This window comes from Flavobacterium sp., assembly GCF_047602195.1.
Classification (GTDB): Bacteria; Bacteroidota; Bacteroidia; order Flavobacteriales; family Flavobacteriaceae; genus Flavobacterium.
Window position 1 is genome coordinate 2,760,739 of the sequence record NZ_JASGHW010000004.1, and the last position, 14,046, is coordinate 2,774,784.

Here is a 14,046-nt window from a genome sequence, read left to right on the forward strand (position 1 = left end):
ATTTTATTTTTTACATTTGCCCTTAATGAACAGAACGCAAAACAGCCACAACGCCACAGCCGCACAGGACAAAAGCAGTAAAACCTTCTTTCGGTTGCTGCGCGACATTTTTGCCGCCAAAATGGCTGTCCCGTTTGACACTTTTACTGTTCACCAAGAGAAACTTCCGATCATTTATGCCAACATCCGGGTTTGAGAAACGGAATTAATGTATTGACGCACCAAACAATATTTTAATTTCAACTCCTAAACCTGATCCGTAAATGAATACCAAGTATTACGACCTCATCAACCAAACCTATTATTTCCCTCAGGAAGAATTCACCCTGAACAAGGACAACCTTGAATTCCACAAAATCGACCTCATGAAACTGGTCGAGCAATATGGCACACCGCTCAAATTCACATACCTTCCGCAGATTTCCAACAACATCAAGCGCGCCAAGAACTGGTTCCGTAATGCGATGGAAAAAAACAAGTACGAAGGCAAATATTACTATTGCTATTGTACCAAGAGTTCGCATTTTTCCTATGTGATGAATGAGGCGTTCAAGAACAACATCCACATCGAGACGTCTTCGGCTTTCGACATCAATATTGTGGAAAACCTCTTGGCCGCGGGGAAAATCAATAAAAGTACCTATGTGATCTGCAACGGTTTCAAGCGCGACCAATACATCGAAAACATTGCACGCCTGATCAACAACGGGCACAAGAATACAATTCCGATCATCGACAACTACGAGGAACTCGATTTGCTGCAGGCCGAAATCAAAGGCAAATTCAAGATCGGAATCAGAATCGCGGCCGAGGAAGAACCGAAATTCGAATTCTATACCTCGCGTCTCGGGATCGGATACAAGAATATCGTGGCGTTTTACAGAAAACAGATCCAGGAAAACCCGAACCTCGAGCTCAAGATGCTGCACTTTTTCATCAACACCGGCATCAACGATACAGCCTATTACTGGAACGAACTCGTGAAATGTATCAAGGTGTACATCGCCTTGAAAAGAGAATGTCCTACTTTGGACGGACTCAACATCGGTGGCGGTTTCCCAATCAAAAATTCATTGGCTTTCGAATACGACTACCAATACATGATCGACGAGATCCTGAACCAGATCAAGATTGCCTGCGACGAGGAAGAAGTCGAAGTACCGAACATCTTTACCGAATTCGGTTCGTTTACCGTAGGCGAATCGGGCGGTGCGATCTACCAGGTGTTGTACCAGAAACAACAGAACGACCGTGAGGCGTGGAACATGATCGACTCGTCTTTCATCACGACCCTACCCGACAGTTGGGCGATCAACAAACGTTTTGTGATGCTGGCCGTAAACCGTTGGAACGACACTTACGAGCGTGTCCTTTTGGGTGGATTGACCTGCGACAGCGACGATTATTACAATTCCGAGCAGAACATCAACGCGATTTACCTGCCCAAATACAACAAGGAAAAACCATTGTACATCGGGTTTTTCAACACGGGCGCCTATCAGGAAACCATCGGCGGTTACGGCGGATTGCACCACTGCTTGATCCCGCAGCCGAAACACATCCTGATCGACCGCGACGAAAACGGGATTTTGGCCACCGAAGTCTTTTCGGAAGCACAAACCTCAGACGACGTGCTCAAGATTTTGGGCTACGGCAAATAATAGTTAATAAATTTCGGTTGGCGTTTTCAAAAAAATAGTTTTCCTTTGAGGAGCCAACCAGACCCAACACATAAATAAACAACAACAAAAATGAGTAAAGGACCAATTAGCCAGTTTATTGAAAAACACTACCTGCACTTCAATGCGGCAGCGTTGGTGGATGCAGCCAAAGGCTATGAAACCCATTTGCTGGAAAACGGCAAAATGTTGGTTTCGCTTGCCGGCGCAATGAGTACGGCCGAACTGGGCAAATCGTTGGCCGAAATGATCCGTCAGGATAAAGTGCACATCATTTCGTGTACCGGCGCCAACTTGGAAGAAGACATTATGAACCTGGTGGCGCACAACTCTTACAAAAGGGTTCCCAATTACCGCGACCTGAGTCCACAGGAAGAATGGGATTTATTGGAAAACCACTACAACCGCGTGACAGATACCTGTATTCCCGAAGAAGAAGCCTTCCGCAGGTTGCAATCGCATTTGTACGACATCTGGAACAACGCCGACTCTAAAGGCGAGCGTTATTTTCCGCACGAATTCATGTACCAGATGATCAATTCTGGCGTTTTGAAACAATATTACGAGATCGACCCGAAAGATTCCTGGATGGTCGCCGCAGCCGAAAAAAACCTGCCGATCGTGGTTCCGGGCTGGGAAGATTCAACGATGGGCAACATCTTCGCTTCGTATTGCATCAAAGGCGAATTCAAGCCGACGACGATGAAAAGCGGCATCGAATACATGATGTGGCTGGCCGACTGGTACACCAAAAACTGCGAAGGAAAAGGCATCGGATTTTTCCAGATCGGCGGTGGTATCGCAGGGGATTTCCCGATTTGCGTCGTACCGATGTTGTACCAGGACATGGAAATGCACGATGTGCCGTTCTGGAGTTACTTTTGCCAGATTTCCGATTCGACGACGAGTTACGGATCTTATTCCGGAGCCGTCCCGAACGAAAAAATCACTTGGGGAAAACTCGACATCACGACACCGAAGTTTATTGTTGAATCGGATGCCACGATTGTCGCACCGCTAATTTTTGCTTACCTACTAGATTTATAATACACTTATGAGAAGAATTATTGTTGACTATTCCAAATTAACCAACGAAATCCTCAACCTTTTGGTGGAGCGGTTTCCCGATGGCTATGACGACTCGAACATCATCCGCTTCAGAAATGCGCAAAACGAATTGGTTGAAGCCGTTGAAGTAAGAACCGAAGACACGATCTATCTGGTAAAAGTAAGCACCAAACTCGCAAGCCGTCTCGAGAATTTCGAAGACGAAGACGACGATATCGTAGACGATGTGGTCGCACCGATCGACAACATCAAAGGCATGGACATCGATGACGAGGATGCCATTGATGATGACGAAGAAGAAGTCGACGTGACCAAAGATCCGGGCGGATCTGACGAAGACGACGAGGACGATGAGGATGAAGACGATTTCGATTCGGACAACAATGAAGAAGACGACGAAGACGACGAAGACGACAGATAATAAAAAAGGAACCCCAACAGGTTCCTTTTTTAATGCTTGACAATACTGATGTTGGCAAAATCACCACCCGAGGTATCGGCCACATAAAAACCGATTTTTCCTGAAACAGCATTCGTCACTTTCTGAACGACCAAACTCGGTTGTGCATTTCCGTTGATGTAAGTAGAAACAGTTCCATCTTTCACCACAATCTTTACTTTTACCCATGAATTGGGATCCGGACTCGGCACAATGGCACTTTCGTATTTGCCTGGGAATTGTTCGCGCAATTTGCGCCAGGTAAAATCGGGAAAGGAAACATATTGGATCGAGCGTTGCCTCAAAATTTCATCTTCAGATTGAAATTGAAATGGTCGCAAATAAATCGCGTCATACGTCAAATCGTCTTTGGCATGAAACGCAATCCCGACAAAACTGTGTTGCTTGAGGTTTTCGCCACGTACGTCAAATTCGATAATGCCCTCGGAGAATTCAACGTCTTTGAGCCAAGCCACTCCCTCGCCTTCCTTTTTATCCAGGCGGATGCCCGAGCGGTCATCGATCGGGGTCAATTCCCTGTTGTACACCTCTATCCCATTCCTTTCCCACAGTTCGTGCAGGTTGAGGACTCGCTGTTGGGCGGCCAATGAACCAGTCATGCAGGCTACGGCCGCCAGTAAAATGCAAAATGTCTTCATGATTCCGTTTTACTCCATTAGTCCTTTCGGTTCCCAAAAAGTAACAGTGGCATTGGCCATAAAAACCGTATCTTAGCCCATATGAAACCCGAAGAAAATTACCTCGAATACAACAAAAAGCTCTGGAACGACAAGGTTGATTTCCATCTCGAGTCTGAATTCTATGACCTGCCCGGATTTTTATCGGGGCAAACTTCCCTAAAGCCGATCGAACTCGAGTTGCTCGACAGAGTCAAAGGCAAGAAAATCCTGCACCTGCAATGCCATTTCGGGCAGGACAGCATTTCGCTTTCGCGCATGGGCGCAGAAGTTACGGGCGTCGATTTATCCGACAAGGCCATCGAGGCCGGACGCAAAATCGCCGCCGATTTGCCAACCGACACCCGATTCCTCTGCTGCGACATTTATGATTTGCCGAACCAACTCGACGAAAAATTCGATCTTGTCTTTACGAGTTATGGTACGATCGGCTGGCTTCCTGACCTGGACCGATGGGCCAAAGTGATTGCCCATTTTCTTAAACCGGGCGGGCAATTGGTATTTGTCGAATTCCATCCGTTTATTTGGATGTTTGACTCCAATTACCACTCGATCGAATACGATTATTTCAATACGGGCGCAATCGTTGAAATGACCGAAGGCACCTATGCCGACAAAAACGCGCCGATCAAAAACCAATCGGTTTGCTGGAACCATCCGACCAGCGAAGTGCTCAACAGCCTGATCCAAAATGGGCTTTCGATCGATCGATTCGACGAATACGATTATTCACCCTACCCTTGTTTCAGCGGAATGACAGAACCCGAACCTGGAAAATTCATCATCAAAAGCCTCGGCAACAAAATCCCGATGGTATTTTCGCTTGTTGCCACCAAAAAATAACCCAATTGAAAATCAGTTCCTTTCCGCCTTTCGCCAACAAGGATTCCGAAATCCTGATCCTCGGAACGATGCCCGGCGCGATGTCATTGGCCAAGCAGGAATATTATGCGCACAAACAAAACCACTTCTGGAAAATCATGTACGCCCTGTTTTCGGGCCAGCCAATCGATGAAAATTTTTCGGATAGGGTCGCCTTGCTCCAAAAGAACAATATTGCCATATGGGATGTACTCAAACATTGCGAACGCGAAGGAAGCCTTGATTCGAACATCAAGAACCATTTCGAGAATGATATTCCGGGTTTGTTGCAGGCGCATCCCAAAATCAAAAAGATTCTGTTCAACGGGCAACAGGCACATAAATTCTTTCTCAAGATATTTGGGCAAATTGAAGGGATAGCCTACCATGTATTGCCCTCGACGAGTCCGGCGCATACGATGAAATTCGAAAAAAAATGGGAAGCTTGGGCCGCAGCGTTGCGGTAATTCATCCCGGGATCCGTCGCACGAATAAATTGTTTTCCTCATCCAATGCGAGAACAACAACCGCTATCGGCTTGTCATTGCCGAATTGCATGGCTGCCTTGATGCCTTTGCTCCAATCGTGTAACAGTTCTTGCGGATTCGTGTTGGCCATATGATCCATAAACGCTTTGGCCAAGGGGCTTTCGTTGGGAATGAATTTCCCGTCGAAATACCACATGTCCGGCATTGGATCCTCGTATTCCCCGATTAAGGCATCCTTCCAAAAGAGTTGACATTGCTCCATATCTGTTGCAAATTACAGGTACCGTTCTTCAAAAACCTGCTGGTGGTGGTTCTGGTGCCCGATGATCACAAACCCCAAGGCACGTACCGACATCGGGTTGTTCGAGGCCGTCCCGATGCGTTGGAGCGTTTCTGCATCAAAAGATTTGAACAACGACAAGGTCGATTGGCGCACCACGGCCACTTCGGTCAATAAATCCTGGATGCTGCGCCTGCCCCCGTTGGCTTCCCGGGCATAGTCGTCTTCCTCGAAACTGGCCAACGGCGTTTGGTCCTTGCGCGCAAAACGCAAGGCGCGGTAGCTGAAAATGCGTTCGGCATCGATCAGGTGCTGCAGGATGTCCTTGATGGTCCATTTGCCCTCGGCGTAGCGGTAATCGAATTTGTCCATCGGGATTTCGCGTACGAAGTGGATGAGCCGGTGCACCGAGATTTCGAGCTCCTCGATCAAATCGACCTCGCCGGCCTTGGTGATGTAGTTTTGGTAGTATGACGCATATTCGTTGGTGCCTACTTCGCTTGTTTTCATTATTGCTTGATGATTTTTTGTTGGTATTTGATTTCCCCTGAAAATGCCTGAAGGATGTACATTCCGCTGGTCCAGTTTTCAACATTGATGGTATTCGATTCCGGTTGCGGTTGTTCGATTATTTTCTTCCCGGATGCATCCATAATGACCACACGGTCGATCGCCAGGTTTGCCAGATACTTGATTTCCAATACCGATTGGACGGGATTGGGAATAATCTGCAAGGCATCCGAAGCAAAAGCAACGGCAGACAGTGATTCAGGCGACAATTTCACGACCCAGTAATCCTGGATGCCATTGTTTTCGGTGACATCACCATCTGAGGCATAAGTCCATCCAAATGCCACATAACCGCCATCGGTCGTCTGGCAGGCAGAATAGCCTACCTCGGGTCCTTGGCCGCCCAACGTTTTTTGCCATTGCAAAATACCGGCCGCATCGATTTTCCAAACCCAATATTCGAGGTCGCCCGGATGGTTGCTGGTCACATCGCCATCGTTTGAAGAAGTGTAGCCGGCCAGGATATAACCGCCATCGGCGGTTTGCTGGATGCTGTTGGCCCTGTCCGTACTGGTTCCACCATAGGTTTTCTTCCATTGGGTCGTGCCGTCGGCATTGAGTTTGACAACCCAGGCATCGGTCGCACCATGATTCCCGATGACATCGAGGTTGGTGGAATCGGTGTCGCCACATACGATGTAACCGCCATCGGCTGTCTGTGTAATATCGGATGACCAATCGAAACCGGATCCGCCCAAAAGCCTTTGCCACTCAGACACCCCCGCACTGTTGAGCTTCACGATAAAATAATCATTCCCATTGTTCGAGCTAATCCCGGTATAAATATAACCGCCGTCAGCCGTTGGTTTGATCCTATAGCCATTGTCATTTCCGCCCCCGCCAAGTGTTCTTTGCCATGCGATCGCACCTGTGCTGTTTAGTTTCAATATCCAAGCGTCAGTGGCCCCATGGTTTCCTGACACGTCCCCATTGTTTGAATAGGTCGTACCGGCAATGATGTAACCACCATCGTCGGTTGGGCTGATGGATTCTGCCTGATCCGCTGAAGATCCGCCATAGGTATTCTGCCATTGGATGGTCCCGAGGCCGTCTATTTTCACCACCCACAGATCGTAGCTCCCTTTGTTGACGGTTGTAATGTCGCCATCGGTCGAATTCGTAAAACCAGCGAGGATGTAACCGCCATCGGAGGTCTGTTCGATACTGAGTATCAAATCGTAGCCCGAGCCACCATACGTTTTCTCCCACTCCAATGCGCCCGAATAATCCAACTTCACGACCCAACAGTCGGTACCGCCATGGTGAAAGGAAACGTCGCCATCGGTGGATACGGTCGAACCAATCATGATATAGCCGCCATCTGCGGCCTGCCTGATTTTATATCCGTATTCATAGTCCGATCCGCCGAATGACTTTTGCCATTCGATTGCCGGGGCTTGGGCAAATAAGGAAAGCTGAAGCAACAGGACTGGAAACAACAGTAATTTTTTTCCCATTGTAGTTGGTGGTTTGGTGTTTGACCAAATGTACTAAATTATGCCGAATTCCTGCTCGCATTGGTGTTACCAAACAGCGATCGCGTCACAATCTTTTCGTAAATCCCCAACAGGTTTTCATTGGGTTGGCCCGAAGCGCGGATTTCGTTGATGCGCTGCAAGGCATATTGCTGGATGACCAAAAGCGGCACGACTATTTTTTCACGCGTCGCGATCGAAGCCTTGCCGTCGGGATAGTTTTCCATGAGCTCTTTGTGGTGGGCGATCTTGAGCAGCAAACGGTGCGTTTGGTTGAATTCATCGAATATGGTTTGCCAGAATTCCCCAAATTCTGGGTCGTTTTTCATGTAAGCCGTCAGCGGAAAAAAACACTTGGCCAGTGACATCATGCTGTTTTCGAGCAAAGTCCTGAAAAACAAAGAAGTATTGTACAAATCCACGAGCGATTCCCAAAGCCCGCTTTGCTCAAAATGCCGCAACGCAGAACCCACGCCGAAAAAACCCGGGACATTCTGTTTGATCTGGCTCCACGAACCCACAAACGGTATCGCGCGCAAATCGGCCAAATCGAGCTGGTCGGTCTTGCCGCGTTTGGAAGGACGGCTGCCGATGTTGGTTTTCGAATAATAATGCAACGTACTCATCTTCTCGAGGTACGGAATGAATTTGGGGTGCTGCTTGAAGTCGGAATATTTGCGGTAGCCGATCTGGGAAAGTTCATCGAGGATTTGTTTTTCCTGGACCGAAAGCCGGTTTTTGTTCGTATCGTACAAATGATTGCTGACACCCGCGCTGAGCAAATTTTCGAGGTTGAACCGACACGAATCGGCCGTCCCGAAATTCGAACTGATCGTCTGCCCCTGGATCGTCAACTGGATTTCATGGTTTTCGATTTCGGGCCCGAGCGAAGCGTAAAACTTGTTTGTTTTTCCGCCGCCCCGTGCCGGAGGTCCGCCGCGTCCGTCGAAAAACAACACTTCGACGCCATATTTGCGGGACATGGCCGTGATGTTTTCCTTGGCCTTGTAGATGCTCCAATTCGCCATCAGGTAACCGCCGTCCTTGGTACCGTCAGAAAAACCGAGCATGACCGTTTGTCGGTTGCCGCGGTTTTGGAGGTGTTGGGCATATTCGGGATTCGTATACATCTTCTCCATGACCAGGTGCGCATGCTGCAGGTCGGTGATGATTTCAAAAAGCGGCACCACATCGACTTGGGGCTTTTGCCAATCGCACATCCGGATTAGCGCAAAAGTCTCCATAATGTTCACGGCACTTTCGCAATTGCTGATGATGTAGCGATTGGAACCCTGCTCGCCGTTCTGGCTTTGGATGGTTTTGATCGCATAGACCGATTCGAGCGTGGATTTTGTATCGCCTTCAAAATCGGCAGGATCCAGTCGGGTCGAAATTTTGGAAGCCGCCGCCACCCGCTCCGTAGCATCCAAATCGAGGTAATTTTTTGGAAACAAATCCGGACGCTTTTGGTACAGGTCTGCGATGACCGTATCGTGTATCTTGCTGTTCTGGCGCATGTCGAGCGAGGCAAAATAAAACCCGAACAGGTTGAGTTTGTTGATCAGATCGTCTACTTCTTCCAGATACAAGGATTGGTGCTGCTGGACAACGATTTGCTTGATTTGCTCGAGCTTATTCCGGAAATCGGCCACGCTGATCTGGATTCCTTCTTCGGCATAATAAGCCGAACGGTAGATTGCGATTTCAATTTCGGCAACCAGCTCATCGACTTTGGAAAAAGTCAACTTGCGCTTGAGGTCACGGATGTCGCGGTAATAGCATTTGAGGATGCAACTGCGCAACCGTTCGGCCACCTTGAGCGAGATTTCCGTCGTGACAAACGGGTTGCCGTCGCGGTCGCCACCAGGCCAGAAACCCAGGTTGAAAATCGGGTTGGTGATGGTTTCGCTGGGAAAGATATTGCGCTGGATGTATTGGATCATTTCACCAGCGGTCTGGTAAAAGACATTCTCGAGGTACCAAGTCAGGCTCACGGCCTCGTCATAAGGCGTCGGTTTTTCCTTTTTGATAAACGGCGTCTTGCCCAATTGGGAAAGCAATTCCTTGATTTTGGCCAGGTCGTCTTTGCGCAGCGCCTCGGTCAAATCGGTGATGATGCCCAGTACCGAGCCCGGATAAAATTGCGTCGGGTGCGCCGTCAAAACCGTCCGCATACGAAAAGTTTCAAGGATTTCCTTGAGTTTGCCTTTCTTGTCGTTGGATTCGGCGGTTTCTTTCATGTCGCGCAACGAGCCGTGTCCTTCGAGGTTGTTGATGATCGGGAAAGCGGCGTCTTCAATGGCGTCAAACAGTACGATCTGTCTTTCGACGTATTGGATGAAACGAAACAGGATGTCGATGCGGCGTTCTTCGGAACAATTGTCGAGGTACTTTTTGGAAAAGGCATCGACGATCTGGCCCGGCGTTTCCTCATTTTGGAAACCGCGTTCGCAGACTTCGGAAAAAAGCGGCAACAGCACCCCGGTATTTTCGATCGAGTCGAAAGGCAAGGTCAGGAAAACGCTGTTGTAGACTTGGTACTTGGACAAGACGTTCTGGTTGAAACGTTCGATTTTGGGAAGCGTATACATGATGGCGAAATTTCCATCAAGATAATAAAAAAACCCCAAGCTTTCACTTGGGGTCTTCGTTATAATTATCGTAATTTTTACATGTTCTTGAAGATGGTGTGCATCAGTCGCTTTTTGTCGTTGATGCTTTCCTCGAGCGAGATCATCGTTTCGGTACGGTAAACCCCTTCGATGTCGTCGATCATGAAAATCACGTCTTTGGCGTGCTTGGTGTCTTTGGCGCGGATCTTACAGAAGATGTTGAATTTACCGGTGGTCACGTGTGCCACGGTCACGAATGGAATTTCGTTGATGCGCTCCAGTACAAATTTCGTTTGGGAAGTGTTGTTGAGGAAAACGCCGACATAAGCGATAAAAGAATAGCCGAGTTTTTCGTAATCCAACGTCAGTGAAGAACCCATGATGATTCCGGCATCTTCCATTTTCTTAACCCTTACATGGACGGTTCCGGCAGAAATCAATAATTTCTTTGCGATGTCTGTGAATGGAACCCTGGTATTATCAATCAACATGTCTAAGATCTGGTGATCGACTTCATCTAAACGAAACTTGCTCATAAAATGTGTTTATTTTTTGTGTTTGTTGTTTTGTTACGCAAAAGAAGGATAAAAATTCGGCAATTAATGTTAAAACGTTAATTTTTTATAATTCCATTAAGAACTTTAACGTTTTTTCCTAAATAAAAGTCGGCTTTTCGATTTAATTGAGGATAATTGTCATTATCATCAGAATATTCAGCTTCTTTTGCATCCACTTCCACATGACCGAAATATCCGTCCAAATCGCCGACCTGTACTATGCTGGCGTTGAATTGGATTTCATTTTCGATGCATTCTTCGGTGAAATGAGCGGCAAAATTCGTAATAATTATGTTACTATCATAATTTATCTTGACGTTTTTATAAACAAAATCAAAAAAACATATCTTATTTTGAGGAATATTTAAATAATCTTGCAATCCATTGCTAACTATAACGTTTTCGTTGAGGAATTCAAATCCAGAAAGTAAGGCGATAAAAATATACTTTCGGGTAACGTCTCGCGCATAATCGTTGGGAAAATGACCGGCTTCGAACAACACCGTCGGCACATTGAGCTGCTGAAAGCTGTCGCCCACGCAATTGATGTTGAACGAATCGTCAAAACGACCCACCTGTCCCGGGATGTGTTTTTGTAACTCCTCATTCATCGCCGCTATGATATCGATGGCCTTGGCCCGCGCATGGTGGATGTGGCGTTCTTCGTTGAAGGCCGGTGCGAGAAAAGAGACCGTAGCCGGTTTCCCACTGTCCCCGACGCCGTAAATCGTGCGCTGGTCGTGCATGTTGTAGCAACAATCGGGTTGGAAATCTTCGAAAACCTGGCGCAGGATTTGGCTTTCGGGCTGTGTGCGGTTGAAGGCGTCGCGGTTCAAATCGATGCCGTTGGCGTTCTCGCGCGTCCAAACTTTCGAACCGTCGGGATTGAGCATCGGCAGGATGCAAAACGTAAAATCGGCCAGCAGGTTTTGGGCAATCTCCGCGTCGCCGTGCAGCAGGTGCAGCAAATCCATCACCGCCTTGGTCGTCGTACTTTCGTTGCCGTGCATCTGCGACCACATCAGGATGCGGATTTTTCCATTTCCAATCTGGTACGCATAAATCGGGCGCCCTTGCACCGATTGACCGAGCACTTTCAATTGGTTGGCCGTATTCCATTGCAGCAGCAACGGTTCGATGTGTTCCAGATTAATATACCTGCCCGACAATCGGGAAAGCTGGTGCTGGTGGAATATTGATTCGAAATCCATGAGGTAAATTTTGCTACACAAAAATAGTCATTTTACCAACGCCTTAAAAACAAGAAACCTCCGGTGGGTTGACCGAAGGTTTCTGAACCAATAAAACAAACACAAAAATATCGTCAAGTTCTGTCTTGCGTTTGTATCTACGTGTATTTTGGAAATTTGGTTTTAGGATTGCAGCATTTTTTCGATGTCGAAATCATTTTGCGGGTATTTTCCCGATACTCCGCTAAAATGGGCCATGAGTGCTTTCAAATCGGCTGTAATATTTCCGGTCGGATAAAAATAGCCGCCTACATTGACTTCTTTTTTTCCATAATCAAAAGCCACCGGAATGATCGGAACGCCCGCCTTGAGCGCGATGTAATAGAATCCGGTCTTGAGTTCGGCTACTTTCTTGCGCGTGCCTTCGGGAGCAATGGCCATTCGGAACACGCTGCGTTTGTGGAAAATCTCGGCAATCGAATCGACCTTGTTCTGGCCACCGGATCGATCAAGCGGCGCACCGCCCATCCATCGGAAATACCCCCCGAACGGAAACCGGAACAGCTCGGCCTTGGCCACATAATGCATTTCGAGGTTGATGATCCCGCGTGCAAACAACCCGATATAGAAGTCGTGCCAGCTCGTATGCGGCATCACCATGATGACACATTTTTTAATTTCCGGATCGAAGGCGCCCTTGATTTTCCAGCCCATGAGCCTGAAAAAAATCCACTCGTAGATTCGCTTTTTCATTTCGAAAATATTTTGTGCTAAAATAAGGTTATTCGCTTATTTTTGGTGAAAATTCTGCGAATGTTCAAAAAGTGGCTCAGTTATTTTATCCCGGTCAACATCTACCAAAAGAAATCGGCTTTGAGCAAAAATCTTGAAGTGACGTGGAACAACGGCGAACTCGTGCTCGATTCGCAGAACACCAATTATTCGTACGGCAGCCTGCAACGCATATTGCGCAAGGGCCTCAAAACAATCGGTTTTGCCGAAGTGGCACTCAAGGAAAACATCCTGATCCTTGGCGTGGCCGGCGGCAGTGTCATCAAAACACTCGTCAACGAAATCCATTGCAAGGGAAAAATCACCGGGGTCGAGATCGATCCCGAAGTCATTAAGATGGCCAACCAATACTTTGCGCTCGACCAGATTCCTAACCTTGAAATCGTGATCGACGACGCGTTTGAATTCGTGCTCAAGACCAAGGAAAAATACGACCTGATCATTGTCGATATTTTCCAGGATACGACCATGCCCAATTTCCTGTTCGAGAAATTCTTCGTGAACCGCATCGGGTTCCTGCTGCGCGACAAGGGCGTTTTGCTGTTCAATACCATGATCCTCAACACCGAGCAGGAAAAACGCAACCAGAAGTACATCGGCAAGTTCGACCCCGATGCATTCGAACTGACCCGGATTCCGCGGATCGAGGCACATAACGAATTGATTCTGGTGCGCAAAATCGGCACGGCTTAAAAAAGAAAAGCCCGCAGATGCAGGCCATTCCAACTAACTAAAATTATTTTATTGGTGCATCAACACCGCATCGACGACATGGATAACGCCGTTCGATTGATTCACATCGGCGATCGTAACGACTGACCTGCCTCCTTTTTCATCGGTTAAGACGAGTTTGTCGCCGTCCATCCACGCGGTCAGTTTTCCGCCCTGAACCGTTGTCAATACCGCTTTTCCGTTTCCGGCCTTGATGGCCTTTGCGATGTCCGAAGCATTCATTTTTCCGGCGACCACATGGTAGGTCAAAACGCTTTGCAACTTCTTTTTGTTTTCGGGTTTGAGTAAGGTTTCCACCGTTCCCTTGGGCAATTTTTCGAAAGCGGCATTGGTCGGCGCAAATACCGTGAAGGGTCCTTTTCCCGATAAAGTCTCGACCAAATCCGCCGCCTTAACGGCCGCCACCAATGTGGTGTGGTCTTTCGAATTGACGGCATTTTCGATGATGTTTTTGCTGGCATACATCGGCGCACCGCCAACGGTTATCGGTTTTTGTGCGAGAGCAGCAGTTCCAAATGTCAATGCCAAAACCATAAAAGTGGCAGATAATAATTTGTGGGTTTTCATAAAGATTGATTTTAAAAGTTATATCGGCATCTACGCCC

General features: G+C 47.6%; 16 protein-coding genes. 7 read left to right on the forward strand and 9 right to left on the reverse strand.

Annotation, left to right across the window (positions count from 1 at the left end; translation table 11 throughout):
- Positions 1–25 precede the first annotated feature (25 nt).
- From QM717_RS18680 to QM717_RS18695, 4 genes are all read left to right on the forward strand, one after another.
- Positions 26–196 carry a hypothetical protein gene (locus tag QM717_RS18680; protein ID WP_415039833.1) on the forward strand — a complete coding sequence of 57 codons (171 nt, stop codon included), beginning with the start codon at positions 26–28 and terminating at the stop codon, positions 194–196.
- A gap of 67 nt (positions 197–263) precedes the next feature.
- Positions 264–1,661: an arginine decarboxylase gene (locus tag QM717_RS18685; protein ID WP_415039834.1), complete on the forward strand. Its 1,398-nt coding sequence runs from the start codon at positions 264–266 to the stop codon at positions 1,659–1,661.
- Between the two features lie 90 nt (positions 1,662–1,751).
- The gene (locus tag QM717_RS18690) at positions 1,752–2,726 is read left to right on the forward strand and encodes a deoxyhypusine synthase family protein (protein ID WP_415039836.1); all 975 of its coding nucleotides are present in this window, start codon (positions 1,752–1,754) and stop codon (positions 2,724–2,726) included.
- A gap of 7 nt (positions 2,727–2,733) precedes the next feature.
- Positions 2,734–3,168 carry a DNA primase gene (locus tag QM717_RS18695; RefSeq protein WP_415039838.1) on the forward strand — a complete coding sequence of 145 codons (435 nt, stop codon included), beginning with the start codon at positions 2,734–2,736 and terminating at the stop codon, positions 3,166–3,168.
- A 29-nt stretch (positions 3,169–3,197) separates the two neighbouring features.
- Here the strand turns inward: QM717_RS18695 and QM717_RS18700 are convergent, their stop codons facing one another.
- Positions 3,198–3,845 (reverse strand): hypothetical protein, encoded by a 648-nt coding sequence (locus tag QM717_RS18700; protein ID WP_415039840.1) that lies wholly within the window; start codon positions 3,843–3,845, stop codon positions 3,198–3,200.
- Positions 3,846–3,926: 81 nt separating this feature from the next.
- On the opposite strand from QM717_RS18700, the gene QM717_RS18705 reads away from it, so the two are divergent.
- Positions 3,927–4,727: a class I SAM-dependent methyltransferase gene (locus QM717_RS18705; RefSeq protein WP_415039842.1), complete on the forward strand. Its 801-nt coding sequence runs from the start codon at positions 3,927–3,929 to the stop codon at positions 4,725–4,727.
- Between the two features lie 5 nt (positions 4,728–4,732).
- Complete coding sequence (locus QM717_RS18710; protein ID WP_415039843.1) at positions 4,733–5,212, forward strand: DNA-deoxyinosine glycosylase; 480 nt, start codon at positions 4,733–4,735, stop codon at positions 5,210–5,212.
- 1 nt (position 5,213) lies between these two features.
- Here the strand turns inward: QM717_RS18710 and QM717_RS18715 are convergent, their stop codons facing one another.
- The 7 genes from QM717_RS18715 to QM717_RS18745 all read right to left on the reverse strand — a co-directional run bounded on the left by QM717_RS18715 (position 5,214) and on the right by QM717_RS18745 (position 12,670).
- Positions 5,214–5,495, reverse strand: a complete 282-nt coding sequence (locus QM717_RS18715) for a hypothetical protein (protein WP_415039845.1) — start codon at positions 5,493–5,495, stop codon at positions 5,214–5,216.
- Between the two features lie 12 nt (positions 5,496–5,507).
- Positions 5,508–6,023: a DinB family protein gene (locus QM717_RS18720; protein ID WP_415039847.1), complete on the reverse strand. Its 516-nt coding sequence runs from the start codon at positions 6,021–6,023 to the stop codon at positions 5,508–5,510.
- Positions 6,023–7,540, reverse strand: a complete 1,518-nt coding sequence (locus QM717_RS18725) for a T9SS type A sorting domain-containing protein (protein WP_415039849.1) — start codon at positions 7,538–7,540, stop codon at positions 6,023–6,025. The genes QM717_RS18720 and QM717_RS18725 overlap by 1 nt, the downstream gene beginning before the upstream one ends.
- A gap of 38 nt (positions 7,541–7,578) precedes the next feature.
- Positions 7,579–10,149: a phosphoenolpyruvate carboxylase gene (locus QM717_RS18730; protein ID WP_415039851.1), complete on the reverse strand. Its 2,571-nt coding sequence runs from the start codon at positions 10,147–10,149 to the stop codon at positions 7,579–7,581.
- A gap of 77 nt (positions 10,150–10,226) precedes the next feature.
- Positions 10,227–10,706 (reverse strand): Lrp/AsnC family transcriptional regulator, encoded by a 480-nt coding sequence (locus QM717_RS18735; RefSeq protein WP_091140893.1) that lies wholly within the window; start codon positions 10,704–10,706, stop codon positions 10,227–10,229.
- A gap of 77 nt (positions 10,707–10,783) precedes the next feature.
- Entirely contained in the window at positions 10,784–11,938 is a 1,155-nt protein-coding gene (locus QM717_RS18740) for a M14 metallopeptidase family protein (RefSeq protein ID WP_415039853.1), read from the reverse strand.
- Positions 11,939–12,100: 162 nt separating this feature from the next.
- Positions 12,101–12,670 carry a 1-acyl-sn-glycerol-3-phosphate acyltransferase gene (locus QM717_RS18745; RefSeq protein ID WP_415039855.1) on the reverse strand — a complete coding sequence of 190 codons (570 nt, stop codon included), beginning with the start codon at positions 12,668–12,670 and terminating at the stop codon, positions 12,101–12,103.
- Between the two features lie 60 nt (positions 12,671–12,730).
- Here QM717_RS18745 and QM717_RS18750 point away from each other — a divergent pair, with 60 nt between their 5' ends.
- Positions 12,731–13,402, forward strand: coding sequence for a spermidine synthase (locus tag QM717_RS18750; RefSeq protein WP_415039856.1), 672 nt, complete (start codon positions 12,731–12,733; stop codon positions 13,400–13,402).
- 48 nt (positions 13,403–13,450) lie between these two features.
- On the opposite strand, the gene QM717_RS18755 is transcribed toward QM717_RS18750, so the two are convergent.
- On the reverse strand, positions 13,451–14,008 hold the full coding sequence (locus QM717_RS18755) for a fasciclin domain-containing protein (RefSeq protein WP_415039858.1): 558 nt from the start codon (positions 14,006–14,008) through the stop codon (positions 13,451–13,453).
- Between the last annotated feature and the right edge of the window lie 38 nt (positions 14,009–14,046).

Coding starts and splice junctions, on each gene's coding strand:
- QM717_RS18680 (WP_415039833.1), top strand. CDS start 26: ATGAACAGAACGCAAAACAGCCACAACGCCACAGCCGCACAGGACAAA.
- QM717_RS18685 (WP_415039834.1), top strand. CDS start 264: ATGAATACCAAGTATTACGACCTCATCAACCAAACCTATTATTTCCCT.
- QM717_RS18690 (WP_415039836.1), top strand. CDS start 1,752: ATGAGTAAAGGACCAATTAGCCAGTTTATTGAAAAACACTACCTGCAC.
- QM717_RS18695 (WP_415039838.1), top strand. CDS start 2,734: ATGAGAAGAATTATTGTTGACTATTCCAAATTAACCAACGAAATCCTC.
- QM717_RS18700 (WP_415039840.1), bottom strand. CDS start 3,845: ATGAAGACATTTTGCATTTTACTGGCGGCCGTAGCCTGCATGACTGGT.
- QM717_RS18705 (WP_415039842.1), top strand. CDS start 3,927: ATGAAACCCGAAGAAAATTACCTCGAATACAACAAAAAGCTCTGGAAC.
- QM717_RS18715 (WP_415039845.1), bottom strand. CDS start 5,495: ATGGAGCAATGTCAACTCTTTTGGAAGGATGCCTTAATCGGGGAATAC.
- QM717_RS18720 (WP_415039847.1), bottom strand. CDS start 6,023: ATGAAAACAAGCGAAGTAGGCACCAACGAATATGCGTCATACTACCAA.
- QM717_RS18725 (WP_415039849.1), bottom strand. CDS start 7,540: ATGGGAAAAAAATTACTGTTGTTTCCAGTCCTGTTGCTTCAGCTTTCC.
- QM717_RS18730 (WP_415039851.1), bottom strand. CDS start 10,149: ATGTATACGCTTCCCAAAATCGAACGTTTCAACCAGAACGTCTTGTCC.
- QM717_RS18735 (WP_091140893.1), bottom strand. CDS start 10,706: ATGAGCAAGTTTCGTTTAGATGAAGTCGATCACCAGATCTTAGACATG.
- QM717_RS18740 (WP_415039853.1), bottom strand. CDS start 11,938: ATGGATTTCGAATCAATATTCCACCAGCACCAGCTTTCCCGATTGTCG.
- QM717_RS18745 (WP_415039855.1), bottom strand. CDS start 12,670: ATGAAAAAGCGAATCTACGAGTGGATTTTTTTCAGGCTCATGGGCTGG.
- QM717_RS18750 (WP_415039856.1), top strand. CDS start 12,731: ATGTTCAAAAAGTGGCTCAGTTATTTTATCCCGGTCAACATCTACCAA.
- QM717_RS18755 (WP_415039858.1), bottom strand. CDS start 14,008: ATGAAAACCCACAAATTATTATCTGCCACTTTTATGGTTTTGGCATTG.